Source organism: Rhodobacteraceae bacterium IMCC1335, assembly GCA_039640495.1.
Lineage (GTDB): Bacteria > Pseudomonadota > Alphaproteobacteria > Rhodobacterales > Rhodobacteraceae > Thalassovivens.
This window is the reverse complement of sequence record CP046864.1, coordinates 1,640,736-1,654,379: the sequence shown is the minus strand read 5'-3', so window position 1 is coordinate 1,654,379 and position 13,644 is coordinate 1,640,736. Positions and strand designations below refer to the sequence as shown.

Genomic DNA, 13,644 nt, shown 5'->3' with positions numbered 1-13,644 from the left:
TGATCATTTGGTCAATAAATAGATTCTCAAACAGCCTTAAAATGTGAAAAACCGTCAATTTTTTAAGCGATTTTTTATCCCCTAAAAAACCTTCTGAAACTCAAACTATGTAAATTACGAAAAATTATTTCGTAGCCTTCATTGCGCCAGAAGGTTTAAAAGGTTTCAACCTCTCTGCATGCGCTGTGCTGATCCGGGCACAAAATCGGTTTCCTAATATAAGCTTACGATTGAGGTCGTATTTTACCTTGCCAGATCATCACGTAAATTTTCGGAAAAGCTTCGTCTGGTCAAACATCTCTTCAAGCGCTTCCATCCTATCTTTTGTATCGCCCCAAGTGATCGCTTGAACGGTAGAAATCATCGTTTCAAGCAAAAGCAACGGCGTAATCGCAGAATCCCACGCCGAGGGCACGACGATGCGGCTGCCAAAGCTTTGCTCCGCCATCCGATGAATAGGCGAGCGCCATTGATCGGTGAATAAGATGATTTTCGCGTCTCTTTCATAGGCCATTTCTGCCAGTTTCAGCGTATTATTTTCATATCGCCGCATATCGAAAATAATGAAAACATCGCCCGCTTTGACATCAAGCAAGTAATGAGGCCAGGTATTCGACGTCGATTGAATATGCGTAATTTTGGGTCGGATAAGCTGCATATGTAAAAACAGATATTCCGCCAAAATATGCGAAATCCGCCCCCCCACAATATAAAGATGGTGGTTTGTGTTGGCCGCGATACGGCAGGCGTCATCAAACGCACCGGAATCAATTTGCCCCAGCGTATGGCGGATATTATCGATCACCGACTCGGTAAACCTATTCAACAGATGTTCTGAAGGCGCGCCCTCTGACCAAGCATCATGTTTTGCAATGGGGCTTTTTACCTTCGCCCGAAGCTCTTTGCGCAGCTCTGTTTGAAACTCTGAATAGCCTTGAAAGCCAAGTTTTTGCACCATACGGGCAACGGTTGGAACGGATACTTTCGCATCTTTGGCCAAGGCACTGAGAGGCCCCAAACCCGATGCGGGGTAATTCTCAAGAATTGAAAGTGCCAATTGCCGCTCTGCGCGCGTTAAATCATCAAGCTTATTCTGAATGCGATCCGAAATTGTTAAACTGGCTTCCATCATAGGCACGCCCCTTCAGTTTTGATAAATAAATAACATATTCTTAGCACTGGGTAATTAATTATCACTATTGTGTTGACAGAAGCATGTTTTGGCAAGAGCCTTGTACCTGAAAGAGGAATCATGACCAGCACGCCGTTTGAATATTTCAGTGACTATGTTGCCACGATAAACCCATCTGGCGGGTCCTCCATTGTGCTGGCCTGCGAGCACGCCTCTTCTTACATCCCTGATGACTACAACGCTTTGGGTCTGACATCGGAAGACCAGAGCAGCCATGCGGCCTGGGATCCAGGAGCTTTAGGTGTTGCACAAAAGCTTTCTCACCTATTGAACGCAGTTTTGGTGGCCAGCCAAGCGTCGCGTTTGTTATATGACTGTAACCGACCTCCAAACGCGACAAGCGCAATGCCAACGCGCAGCGAGTTAATCGATATACCTGGAAATAAAGATCTCACAGCTTCCGAAAAATCACAGCGGGTCAAGCTGTTTTATGAGCCTTTTCGCGAGCAACTGCATCAAGCCATGATGCGGCGACCTGATCCCATTTTGGTAACGGTTCATAGCTTTACACCTATTTTTTTTGGTAAGCCAAGATCCTTGCAAATAGGCGTTCTGCACGATGCAGATACCCGGCTAGCGGATGCAATGCTGGATATTTCTAACGAAAAACGCGACCAGAATATAAAGCGTAACGCCCCCTATGGGCCTGAGGACGGCGTAACACATACCCTGCAAGAACACGCGATTGCGCACGGCCATCTCAACGTTATGCTAGAAATCCGCAATGATTTAATCGCAACAGACGATCAACAAAACGCCATGGCAAAAATGATTGCAAAATGGATTGATCAAGCCTGCATCCGCTTAGGCGTGGTCGGAGATGTACAATGTCGCGCCTGATGCAGCTTTATATCTCGTCGATTGACCGGGTCAATTTGCGGATTGGGCGTATTGTGATGTACGGTATTTTTGTTCTGATGGGCATTTTATTATGGTCTTCGATCAGCAAAACATTTTTCCTCCCCTCTTTATGGACGTTAGAAATGGCCCAATTTACCATGGTGGCCTATTATATTTTAGGGGGGCCTTATTCCCTACAAATGGAATCGGACGTGCGCATGGATTTATTTTACGGCACGTGGTCTTTGCGCAAAAAAGCTTGGTTTGATTTGCTGACTGTTTTGTTTTTGATCTTCTATCTTGGGGTTCTGCTTTACGGCGCAATAAGTTCTACGGCCTATTCATTGGGATATTGGGGCACCGAGCCGTTCTCATTTTTTGCAGGATTGATCACCGGTGCGGAAGAAATTGGCCGGATGGAGCGCTCATCAACGGCTTGGCGCCCTTACATGTGGCCCGTTAAAGCTTTGATGATCGTGGGCATGTTTTTGATGCTGCTGCAATGCCTGTCAGAATTGTTTAAAGATATTTTGCGCGTTAAGGGCGAAGCGATCTGATGCCATATGAAATGATCGCCACGCTGATGTTTTCCACCATGATGCTGATGCTGCTCACAGGGCAACGGGTGTTTGGCGCAATCGGGTTTGTTGCAGTGGCGGCTGCATTGCTGCTTTGGGGGGATAAAGGCGGTTTTGACATAGGCTTTTCTGCCGCGATGAAATTGATGAAATGGTACCCATTGCTGACGCTGCCCATGTTTATTTTTATGGGTTATGTGCTGTCAGAAAGTAAAATTGCGGATGATCTTTACAAGATGTTCCACGTTTGGATGGGCGGCCTTCGCGGCGGCTTGGCGATCGGAACCATCGGGTTAATGGTGCTGATTTCAGCGATGAATGGGCTTAGCGTTGCCGGTATGGCGATTGGCGCAACGATTGCCCTGCCCGAACTTTTGAAACGAGGCTATGACAAACGCATGGTCACCGGCGTGATCCAAGCCGGATCTAGCCTTGGCATTTTGGTGCCGCCCTCGGTGGTTCTGGTGCTCTATGCGATGATCGCGCGTCAACCGGTTGGACAGCTCTGGTTGGCCGGTGTCATACCCGGATTGATGATGGCGGCCTTATTCATCCTCTATATTACTGTGCGGTGCCGCATAAACCCTATACTTGGCCCCGTTCTGGATGCCAGCGAGCGCGATATTCCAAAAGCCGAAAAGATGCGGCTTTTGCGGGCTGGATTGCTGCCGGTGACCATCTTTGCCGCCATGATGGTGCCATTTGTGAATGGCTGGACATCACTTGTGGAAAGTTCCGCAATAGGGGCGATGGCAGCCTTCCTTGCCGCAATCCTAAAAGGCCGTATGACCAGAGAAGTGTTCGAAAACTCTGTTAGAAACACGCTTGGGATCACCTGCATGTTCATGTGGATTATTTTGGCGGCGCTGGCCTTTGGGGCGGTATTTGACGGGCTTGGCGCCGTTAAAGCAATCGAAAGCGTGTTCACCGAGCGCCTAAATTTAAGTCCGCTGATGATCCTGATCCTGATGCAACTTAGTTTTATTTTGATGGGCACTTTTTTGGATGATACGGCGATGCTGGTGATCGTTGCACCGCTATATGTTCCTTTGGTGGGCGCTTTGGGCTTTGATTTGATCTGGTATGGCATTCTCTACACTATCACCACTCAGATTGCTTATATGACGCCGCCTTTCGGCTATAACCTTTTTCTTATGCGCGCGATGGCGCCGCCAGAAATTTCTTTAAAAGACATCTATGCCTCTATTACGCCCTTTGTTTTGATTATGGTCTGTGCGCTAATATTGATCATGATTTTCCCAAGCATCGCTACTTGGCTTCCTGATTATGTTTATAACCAACCTTAACAGAACCGCATAAAACGTGGTCGCAACCCAACCAAGGAGACTGACATGACTACCAGACGTAAGTTTATTCAAGGTGCAGCGATCGCTGCACCTGCGGCCCTTGCCACTCCGGCGCTGGCCCAAAGCACCATTAAATGGCGGATGCAAACCTATGCCGGTGCGTCTCTCGCAGCGGAAGTAATCGTACCCGCCATTGATATGTTCAACAAAATTGCTGGCGACCGGATGCAAATCGAATTGTTCTTCGCCGATCAGCTGGTGCCCACGGGTGAATTGTTCCAAGCCATGCAGCGCGGCACCATTGATGCTGTTCAATCCGATGATGATTCGATGGCCTCGCCCACCGAAGTAACCGTGTTTGGGGGCTATTTTCCATTCGGATCGCGCTATTCGCTCGATGTGCCGGTGCTGTTTAACCAATATGGCTTAAACGAAATTTGGGATGAGGAATATTCTGCCGTTGGCGTAAAGCATATTTCTGCAGGCTCTTGGGATCCCTGCCACTTTGCCACCAAAGATCCCATCCGCAGCTTGGATGACATGAAAGGTAAGCGGATCTTTACCTTTCCAACTGCGGGGCGTTTCCTCAGCCAGTTTGGCGTTGTTCCTGTGAACCTGCCTTGGGAAGATATTGAAGTGGCTGTGCAAACCGGCGAACTGGATGGGATCGCATGGTCTGGCATCACGGAAGATTACACCGTGGGATGGGCTGATGTAACCAATTACTTCCTGACCAATAATATTTCAGGCGCTTGGGCGGGATCCTTCTTTGCCAATATGGAGCGCTGGAATGAATTGCCCGAAGACCTGCAGACGCTGTTCCGCGTGTGTTGCGACCAATCGCATTATTACCGCCAATGGTGGTATTGGGGCGGTGAAGCCAACCTGCGCGTCAATGGAACAAAACTCCAGCTGACCACAATCCCAGATGAGGAATGGGCAACGGTTGAAACGGCCGCCCAAGAGTTTTGGGAAGAAATTGCGGCAGAAAGCGAAACCAAACGTCGCGTTGTTGATATCTTTAAGAAATATAATGCCGATATGGTGAAAGCGGGTCGTCCCTACCGCTACGGCTAATCGATCACAAAGGGGGCAGCAATGGGCTGCCCCCTTACCCTCAACGAAAGACATATCTATGCCCGGACAATTTACCTTTGAAACCTTAAAAACCCAAGTCTCAGACGGCACAATAGATACCGTTCTGGCCTGTTTCGTTGATATGCAAGGGCGTTTGATGGGAAAGCGCTTTCACGCCGCAAATTTTGTGGAAACCTCTTTTGAAGAAACGCATTGTTGCAATTACCTATTGGCCACGGATCTCGAAATGGCCACCCCGGATGGTTATGCATCAACAAGCTGGGAAACCGGTTATGGCGATTACGTAATGAAGCCAGACCTCTCGACCATCCGCCTGCTTCCCTGGCTAGAGGGAACCGCGCTTGTGCTGTGCGATATTTTGGATCACCACACGCATCAGGAGGTAGCGCATGCGCCCCGCGCCATGCTGAAAAGGCAGATCGCGCGCTTCAATGCGATGGGGTTAGACGCTAAAATGGCAACCGAGCTTGAATTTTTCCTGTTCGAAAAAAGCTTTGATGACATACGCAAAGACGGCTTTCAAAACCTAGAGCCTATCAGTGGCTATAATGAAGACTACCATATTTTACAGACCACGAAGGAAGAGGGTGTTATGCGCCCAATCCGTAACCACCTCTATAAGGCCGGCTTGCCGGTTGAAAATTCAAAAGGAGAAGCAGAGGCAGGGCAAGAAGAGCTGAATATCCGCTATTCACCGGCCTTGGATTGCGCCGATTATCATTCCATCGCGAAACATGCGATCAAAGAAATTGCTTGGCAAAATGGCCGCGCGGCAACCTTTTTGCCCAAATGGCACAAGGATCGGGTTGGCTCATCCAGCCATGTTCATCAATCCCTGTGGAAAGACGGCGCACCCGCCTTTTATGACGGCGAAGGCCCGTATGGCATGTCAAAACTGATGAGCCATTATATGGCAGGTTTGATCAAATACGCGCCCGATTACACCTATTTTCTTGCGCCTTATATCAATAGCTATAAGCGCTTTGCCAAAGGCACTTTCGCGCCCACAAAAACCGTCTGGTCGGTTGACAATCGTACAGCTGGATTTCGTTTATGCGGCGAAGGCACAAAAGGCATCCGCGTTGAATGTCGGATCGGTGGCTCAGATTTAAACCCTTACCTGGCGCAAGCTGTGATGTTGGCCGCTGGTCTGAAGGGGATCGAGGATGAATTGCCCCTGCCCCCAGCCACAACCGGTGATGTCTATGCAGCGACAGAGGCGGCGGATATTCCGCAAACCTTGCGCGCCGCAACCGAAACATTGCGCAATTCAACATTCCTGCGAAAGTGTTTGGGAGATGCGGTTGTCGATCACTACACCCGCGCCGCCGAATGGGAACAAGAAGAATTTGACCGCGTTGTCACCGATTGGGAAATCGCGCGTGGTTTTGAAAGGGCCTAAGAAAATGACCATTCAATGTATTTCGCCGATTGACGGATCGATTTATGCCACGCGTCAAACGCTTGCCTATGCCGATGCGAAAACTGCCGCTCGTGCCGCAAAAGTTGCGCAAGGGGAATGGGCAAAACGTTCTTTAAGCGAGCGGATTTCACTGGTCAAAGCAGGTGTGGCGGCAATTGGCGCGATGAATGACGAGATCGTTCCAGAACTGGCTTGGCAAATGGGGCGCCCTATCCGCTATGGCGGTGAGTTTGGCGGGTTTGACGAGCGCGCATCCTATATGGCGCAGATTGCCCAAAACGCATTGGCGGATATAGAAATCGAAGACAGTGATGCGTTTCGCCGCGTTATCAAGCGGGTGCCGCATGGCGTGGTTCTGGTGGTTGCGCCGTGGAATTACCCCTACATGACCGCAATCAACACCATTGCACCGGCGCTTATTGCCGGAAATACGGTGATCTTAAAGCACGCTTCGCAAACGCCTTTGGTGGGCGAACGTCTTGCGCAAGCCTTTCACGGTGCCGGCGTACCAAAAGACGTATTTCAAAACCTTTTTTTAGATCATGAGACAACATCAGCGTTAATTTCAGAGCGCGCCTTTGGATTTGTCAACTTCACCGGCTCGGTTGCAGGTGGCAAAGCGATGGAAAGCGCCGCCAGCGGCACATTTACCGGTCTTGGCTTAGAGCTTGGCGGAAAGGATCCTGGCTATGTGATGGAAGACGCTCACCTTGACGCTGCCGTAGACACGCTGATCGATGGTGCGATGTTCAATTCCGGCCAATGCTGCTGCGGCATTGAACGTATTTATGTGCAGGAAGCTTTGTTTGAGAGCTTTGTTGGAAAAGCCGTTGCCACCGTAAATGGCTATAAGCTGGGACACCCGCTTGATCCAGAAACAACGCTCGGTCCGATGGCTCAAACCCGCTTTGCCGATCTGGTCCGCGCCCAAACCAAAGAGGCCATCGCGGCAGGAGCGACGGCCCATATCAAACCCGAAGCTTTCCCTGAGGATAATGGGGCCTATCTGATGCCTCAAATTCTTACCAATGTCAGCCATGATATGCGCATCATGCGCGAAGAAAGCTTTGGCCCTGTGGTCGGGATCATGCCCGTTAAAAACGATGCAGAGGCGATAGCGCTTATGAATGATAGCAATTTTGGATTAACGGCCTCTTTATGGACCCAAAACAGAGCTCGCGCCGAAACCATCGCCGATCAAATCGAAACGGGAACCGTTTTTTTAAACCGCGCCGATTATCTTGACCCTGCCCTGTGCTGGACCGGTTGCAAAGATACTGGCCGTGGTGGAGGGTTATCCGTTATCGGATTTCACAATCTAACGCGTCCTAAATCATATCACTTCAAGAAGGTCTAGAATCATGAGCATCGTTGCAAACTGGTCTTATCCAACCGCCATTCGCTTTGGTGCGGGCCGCATTTCTGAAATCGCCGAAGCCTGCGCAGCAGCCGGAATAAAAAAACCACTTTTGATCACGGATCGCGGCTTGGCCCCGATGGAGATCACAACCCATACTTTAGACCTGCTTGAGGCAGCTGGCCTTGGCCGGGCTCTTTTTGCCGATGTGGATCCAAACCCGAATGAGAAAAATGCCGCCGCAGGCGTTGCCGCTTTTAAGGAAGGCGAACATGATGGAGTTGTGGCTTTTGGAGGAGGCTCCGGACTTGATCTGGGAAAGCTGGTGGCGTTTCTGGCCGGTCAAACACGCCCTTTGTGGCATTTCGAAGATATCGGAGATTGGTGGACACGCGCAGATGCCGATGCAATTGCGCCAATTGTGGCTGTGCCAACCACGGCCGGAACAGGATCAGAAGTGGGCCGCGCCTCGGTGATTACCAATTCCATAACCGAAGAAAAGAAAATCATATTTCACCCAAAGTTGTTACCAAGCGTGGTGATTTGTGATCCCGAACTTACCGTTGGGATGCCAAAATTCATCACAGCGGGCACCGGCTTGGATGCGTTTGCGCATTGCGTAGAAGCGTTTTGTTCGCCCCATTACCACCCGATGTCGCAGGGCATAGCACTGGAAGGCATGCGGCTTGTAAAAACTTTTTTGCCCCGCGCTTATGCTGATGGCAGCGACCTTGAAGCTCGGGCGCATATGATGTCGGCCGCGGCGATGGGGGCGACAGCCTTTCAAAAAGGTCTGGGCGCCATTCACGCCTTATCGCATCCGATCGGGGCCATGTATCATACGCATCATGGCACAACGAACGCAGTATGTATGCCGGCTGTTTTGCAATTTAACAAAACCGCTATTGAGAAAAAATTATCCGCCGCCGCAAACTATCTTAACATTCAAGGCGGTTATGATGGATTTTGCGCATTTGTGGATGATCTTAACGCTTCGTTGCATATCCCAAAAACGCTGATCGGGCTTGGTATTGCAGATATTGATATTGATCGCGTTGTTGCGGGGGCTCTAAGTGATCCCAGCACGGGCGGAAACCCCGTGGAAATGACGCCGGAGAATACCCGGGAGCTATTACTCGAATGTTGTTAAGAATACCCATCAGCTAAGGTCTCAAAATTTAGGTGTAAAATACAGCTAGCTAATCATATAGCAACATTGTCTGAAGGATCGGATTAATTTTACCCTAAAATAGACGTGCTGGGATTTACGTCATCCCCCTCTTGAAGAAGCTATTTCTCTGATAAAGACGTGCTCGGCTTGTTGGTCTGAGCTCTTTTTTCGCTATATAACAATGAATTCGAATTTTCAGCCAGGGTCACGACCAGCCCGGAAGATGCAAGGCCACGACCAGTATAAACATCAAAGACACCGCACCAAACATGTCTTTGATCACATGTTCACCAGACTGTTTCAGAATTGTTTTTATTTCATGCATTTTATCATCCCGACTCGTGTTTATGATTTGTTCTCATTTTTTTGGGCAGATGTAAAGATATTTTGGGAACATTTGAGAACAAAATGCGTATATTACGACTAACCTACTGACAATAAATGAATTGCTTTATCTTGTTCCATCAACCAAAGCAGACCTCTTGCGGCCTGTCCGCGCTTTGATGTGAGTTTTGGGTCAAGGCTTAGCAACGTGCGCGCATCGCTTTGGGCGGTGTGCATTAAATCCGTCATAGCCTCGAGATCTGCGATACGAAACTGTGGCAGACCAGATTGCACCGTGCCGATTAAATCTCCCGCCCCGCGCATTTGCAAATCTGTTTCGGCGATCAAGAACCCATCATCCGTTTGCCTTAAAATTTCCAAACGTTTTTTGCCGCCTCCAGATAGCGGCGCTTGATAAAGCAAAAGGCAGGTTGATTTCTGCGTGCCCCGGCCAACGCGTCCGCGAAGTTGATGAAGCTGCGCCAGTCCAAACGCCTCGGCGCGTTCGATAACCATTATGCTTGCCTTTGGAACATTAACCCCCACCTCAATCACGGTTGTTGCCACAAGAACTTTTGCATCACCGCTTTGGAAGCGCGCCATTGCTGCATCCTTCTCGGGGGCAGGCATTTGCCCATGTACAAGCTCGACCAAGCCCTCACCTAAAGCAGCGCGCAGCGACGCAAATCGATCGCTAGCAGATTTATAATCCAGAACTTCGCTTTCTTCCACCAGCGGGCACACCCAATAGGCTTGCTGTCCAGTTTTGATCGCCGCGCGCAAATGATCAAGCACTTCTTGGATGCGCTCGGTCGAGACCATTGCGGTTGTTATTGGCTGCCGACCAGCAGGTTTTTCATCCAAAACCGAAACGTCCATATCGCCATATTGCGCCAATGCCAAAGACCGTGGAATTGGCGTGGCCGTCATCACTAGAACGTCTGGCCTATCCCCTTTACGGCCCAGTTCCAAACGCTGGCGCACGCCAAACCTATGTTGCTCATCAACCACTACCAACCGCAAATCGCCAAACGCCACGTCGGTTTGAAACACCGCATGGGTCCCAATAAGAATATCGGTTTGACCAGTTTGCAAAGCTTGTAATTTTGCAACGCGGTCTTTGCCTTTGTCACGGCCCGTCAAAAGCGTTAAGGAAACGCCTGCCGCCTTTGCAAGCGGCTGCAAGCCTTCAAGATGCTGACGCGCCAATATTTCGGTCGGAGCCATTAAAACACCCTGCCCCTTGGATTCCACCGCAATCAGCAAAGCCATAAAAGCAACCAGTGTTTTTCCTGATCCCACATCGCCCTGCAGCAACCGATTCATGCGTGACGCCGCGCCCATATCAGCTGCAATTTCATCGATTGACCGGAGCTGCGCCACTGTTGCTTGATAGGGCAAGCTTGCCAAAACCGCGCGGCGCAACAGGCCTGTGCCCATAGAAGGCCTTCCAGCCGCTTTTTTCAAACGCGCACGCGCCAAACCCAACGTCAGCTGATGCGCCATAAATTCATCATAGGCCAAGCGCTGCCGCGCCGGTGCAACGGCCATCAAATCGGCGATAGTGCGCGGCTGATGCGCCATTTGAACGGCGTGCCGCCAAGACGGCCACCCAGAGCGGGCTTTTTGCACAGGATCAATCCATTCTTCCAGTTCAGGAAGCTTGGCCAAGGCCGAGCCAAGCGCTTTTGCAACGGTTTTCTGAGTAATCCCCGCCGTCAGTGGATAGACCGGCTCAATAGCCGGAATAGAAGCGCTCTCTTCAACCTCTAAAATATAATCAGGATGCGCAATTTGGATGAGCTGATCAAAACTTTCCACTTTGCCAGAGATCAGCCGTGTTGAACCAACAGGCAAAACCTTAGCAAGGTAATCTGCCCGGGCATGAAAAAAAATCAATTGAAAAACGCCGCGCGAATCCTCCATATCAACGCGATATGGGGCTGACTTTCTGACGCCGGGCCGATGCGCCAGAACCAAAGCCGAAACCGTCACGATTTTACCCGTTGGTTGGCCATAAACGGTTGCCACCAGAGAGCGATCGATCAGCGATTGCGGCAAGGTAAAAATCAAATCGCGCGGTCGAAACACCTGCAAACCGGAAAAACTTTTTGCCGTTTTACTGCCAACCCCCGTTAAGGTTGAAAGGTCGGCAAACAGGGGAAAAAGAAGTTCTGGACGGCTGCTCATAATGGCGCAAGCATAGCCAACCATTCTGCCTCATCAAGCACGGTTATGCCCAAATCTGCGGCTTTTTTGGCTTTTGAGCCCGCTGCAGCGCCTGCAACTAAAAAATCTGTTTTGGCCGAAACCGACCCTGCAACCTTTGCACCAAGCCGTTCGGCTTGCGCTTTGGCCTCAGCACGAGACATTTTTTCGAGGGAGCCAGTGAACACAACCGTCTTTCCCGTAATAACATGATCCTGCGCGGCGATGGTCTCTGCATCTGTAATCTCTAACCACGCGCATAGCCTGTCAATCGCGGCCCGTTCGCTAGGCGATTGAAACGCTGAAACAAGCGATTGCGCCATCACCTCTCCGACCCCATCAATCGATAACAGCTCGGCCCATGCCTCGCTCTGGGAATTTTGGGCTTGATCAAGCGTCTCGATCAGTTTGCTCCATTTTTTATAATGGCCGGCCAATAAATTTGCGCCCACCTCTCCAACGTGGCGAATACCGAGGGCGAAAAGCACCCGGGCAAAGCCAATGCTACGACGCTCCTGGATCGCTTGAAATAAATTTTCGGCGCTTTTACGCCCCCAGCCATTGCGATTTTTCAATTGCGCGATTTTTAGTTCATCGCGCTGTTGAAGCGTGAAAATATCGGCCGGCTCGCGGATCGGCAGACTTTCATCTTTAAAGAACATTTCAATTTGCTTTGAGCCGAGCCCGTCAATATCGAAAGCTTTGCGCGAAACAAAATGTTTAAGCCGTTCAATGCTTTGCGCAGGGCAAATCAAGCCTCCAGAGCAGCGCCGCACCGCATCACCGGCTGCTCGGATCGCAGGGCTGCCACATTCCGGGCAAGTTTGCGGAAATATATATTTGGCGCGAGTTTGATCGCGACGGGTTAAATCAACATCGGCAATTTTGGGAATAACATCTCCCGCGCGATACACTTGCACACGATCACCAGGGCGTATATCGCGTCCCGCTCGAATTTTGGCGCCATTGGAATCCACACCGAAGATATAATCTTCATTATGAAGCGTTGCGTTTGACACTACAACGCCCCCAACCGTTACCGGCACGAGACGGGCCACCGGGCTAAGGGCGCCGGTCCGCCCCACTTGAATATCAATCTCTTCCAGGTCCGTCCAGGCTGTTTCGGCTGCAAATTTATGCGCAATCGCCCAGCGCGGGGTGGTCGAGCGCTCTCCCAATCGTTGCTGAAGCGCCAGTTCATCTATTTTATAAACCACCCCATCAATATCGTAATCCAGATCAGCCCGCAGCGCTGAAATATGTTGATAATGCGCAATCAACTGCGCAACAGATTGGCAGGTGAGCGTTAAGGGATTGATCGCAAACCCCAGCTTAGAAAAGATTTTGAGAACCTCGCTTTGCGAGGCTCCAAGCGGATTGGAGAGTTCACCCCAAGCATAGGCAAAAAATTTCAATGGTCGGCTGCGCGTAATGTCTGCATCTAACTGCCGCAAAGACCCTGCCGCCGCATTGCGCGGGTTGGAAAACAGCTTGGCTTGGGCTTGGGCTTGGGTTTCGTTCAAACGCTGAAAGTCAGAGCGCGCCATGTAAACCTCTCCGCGCACTTCTAGCACGGGCGGGGCATCTTTTAAAACCTGCGGAATATCCGAGATCATGCGCGCATTTTGAGTGACATTTTCTCCAACACTGCCATCACCCCGCGTGGCCGCTTGAACAAGGCGCCCGGCTTCATATCTCAGCGTCAATGAAAGCCCGTCAATCTTCGGCTCTGCAGTATAGGTTAAAACGGCCTCAGACTTGAGGCCCAAAAACCGCCGAATGCGTTCATCAAACTCATCAACATCCTGTGCATCAAACGCATTTCCAAGCGAAAGCATGCGTTGGCTATGCGTAACTTTTGAAAACCCAGACTCGGCTTCAGCGCCAATTTTATCCGACGGGCTATCACTGCGCTTCAAAGAGGCAAAACGCGACTCAATTTCAGCGTTTCGACGTTTCAGGCGGTCAAAATCTGCATCGCTGATAAGCGGATCATCTTGCGCATGATAGGCAATATTTGCTTGATTTAAAACTGATGCCAAGCGTGCAAGCTCATTTTCAGCTTCCGCCCTTGTCAGTTTTGCAACATCGATGCTCTCAGTATCCACCGGTTGTCCACTCCAAACCTATTGGTTCTGTGATAGAG

General features: G+C 50.2%; 10 protein-coding genes. 7 read left to right on the top strand and 3 right to left on the bottom strand.

Annotated features, from left to right (window positions below; genetic code table 11):
* Window positions 1-259: 259 nt before the first annotated feature.
* Window positions 260-1,132 carry an SIS domain-containing protein gene (locus tag GN241_07885; protein XAT57295.1) on the bottom strand — a complete coding sequence of 291 codons (873 nt, stop codon included), beginning with the start codon at window positions 1,130-1,132 and terminating at the stop codon, window positions 260-262.
* A 120-nt stretch (window positions 1,133-1,252) separates the two neighbouring features.
* Here GN241_07885 and GN241_07880 point away from each other — a divergent pair, with 120 nt between their 5' ends.
* Genes GN241_07880 through GN241_07850 form a run of 7 tightly spaced genes read left to right on the top strand, consistent with a single transcriptional unit; the run spans window position 1,253 to window position 8,945 of the window.
* Window positions 1,253-2,032 carry an N-formylglutamate amidohydrolase gene (locus tag GN241_07880; protein ID XAT57294.1) on the top strand — a complete coding sequence of 260 codons (780 nt, stop codon included), beginning with the start codon at window positions 1,253-1,255 and terminating at the stop codon, window positions 2,030-2,032.
* A complete protein-coding gene (locus GN241_07875) occupies window positions 2,020-2,589 on the top strand; it encodes a TRAP transporter small permease subunit (GenBank protein ID XAT57293.1) in 570 nt (189 codons plus the stop codon). The genes GN241_07880 and GN241_07875 overlap by 13 nt, the downstream gene beginning before the upstream one ends.
* Entirely contained in the window at window positions 2,589-3,917 is a 1,329-nt protein-coding gene (locus tag GN241_07870) for a TRAP transporter large permease subunit (GenBank protein ID XAT57292.1), read from the top strand. Before GN241_07875 ends, GN241_07870 begins: the two co-directional genes overlap by 1 nt.
* Window positions 3,918-3,962: 45 nt before the next feature.
* On the top strand, window positions 3,963-4,994 hold the full coding sequence (locus GN241_07865; GenBank protein XAT57291.1) for a C4-dicarboxylate ABC transporter: 1,032 nt from the start codon (window positions 3,963-3,965) through the stop codon (window positions 4,992-4,994).
* Window positions 4,995-5,052: 58 nt separating this feature from the next.
* Window positions 5,053-6,417, top strand: coding sequence for a glutamine synthetase (locus GN241_07860; protein XAT57290.1), 1,365 nt, complete (start codon window positions 5,053-5,055; stop codon window positions 6,415-6,417).
* Between the two features lie 4 nt (window positions 6,418-6,421).
* Window positions 6,422-7,795, top strand: coding sequence for an aldehyde dehydrogenase family protein (locus tag GN241_07855; protein XAT57289.1), 1,374 nt, complete (start codon window positions 6,422-6,424; stop codon window positions 7,793-7,795).
* Between the two features lie 4 nt (window positions 7,796-7,799).
* Entirely contained in the window at window positions 7,800-8,945 is a 1,146-nt protein-coding gene (locus GN241_07850) for an iron-containing alcohol dehydrogenase (GenBank protein XAT57288.1), read from the top strand.
* Window positions 8,946-9,389: 444 nt separating this feature from the next.
* Here the strand turns inward: GN241_07850 and recG are convergent, their stop codons facing one another.
* Together recG and ligA are read right to left on the bottom strand one after the other, a co-directional pair.
* Window positions 9,390-11,480, bottom strand: coding sequence for an ATP-dependent DNA helicase RecG (gene recG / locus GN241_07845; protein ID XAT57287.1), 2,091 nt, complete (start codon window positions 11,478-11,480; stop codon window positions 9,390-9,392).
* Window positions 11,477-13,591, bottom strand: coding sequence for an NAD-dependent DNA ligase LigA (gene ligA, locus GN241_07840; GenBank protein XAT59218.1), 2,115 nt, complete (start codon window positions 13,589-13,591; stop codon window positions 11,477-11,479). The genes recG and ligA overlap by 4 nt, the downstream gene beginning before the upstream one ends.
* Window positions 13,592-13,644 lie beyond the last annotated feature (53 nt).

What these genes read in the sequence shown, in the direction of transcription:
- GN241_07850 (XAT57288.1), top strand. Translation starts at nt 7,800, where the DNA reads ATGAGCATCGTTGCAAACTGGTCTTATCCAACCGCCATTCGCTTTGGT.
- GN241_07865 (XAT57291.1), top strand. Translation starts at nt 3,963, where the DNA reads ATGACTACCAGACGTAAGTTTATTCAAGGTGCAGCGATCGCTGCACCT.
- GN241_07875 (XAT57293.1), top strand. Translation starts at nt 2,020, where the DNA reads ATGTCGCGCCTGATGCAGCTTTATATCTCGTCGATTGACCGGGTCAAT.
- recG (XAT57287.1), bottom strand. Translation starts at nt 11,480, where the DNA reads ATGAGCAGCCGTCCAGAACTTCTTTTTCCCCTGTTTGCCGACCTTTCA.
- GN241_07880 (XAT57294.1), top strand. Translation starts at nt 1,253, where the DNA reads ATGACCAGCACGCCGTTTGAATATTTCAGTGACTATGTTGCCACGATA.
- GN241_07855 (XAT57289.1), top strand. Translation starts at nt 6,422, where the DNA reads ATGACCATTCAATGTATTTCGCCGATTGACGGATCGATTTATGCCACG.
- GN241_07885 (XAT57295.1), bottom strand. Translation starts at nt 1,132, where the DNA reads ATGATGGAAGCCAGTTTAACAATTTCGGATCGCATTCAGAATAAGCTT.
- GN241_07860 (XAT57290.1), top strand. Translation starts at nt 5,053, where the DNA reads ATGCCCGGACAATTTACCTTTGAAACCTTAAAAACCCAAGTCTCAGAC.
- GN241_07870 (XAT57292.1), top strand. Translation starts at nt 2,589, where the DNA reads ATGCCATATGAAATGATCGCCACGCTGATGTTTTCCACCATGATGCTG.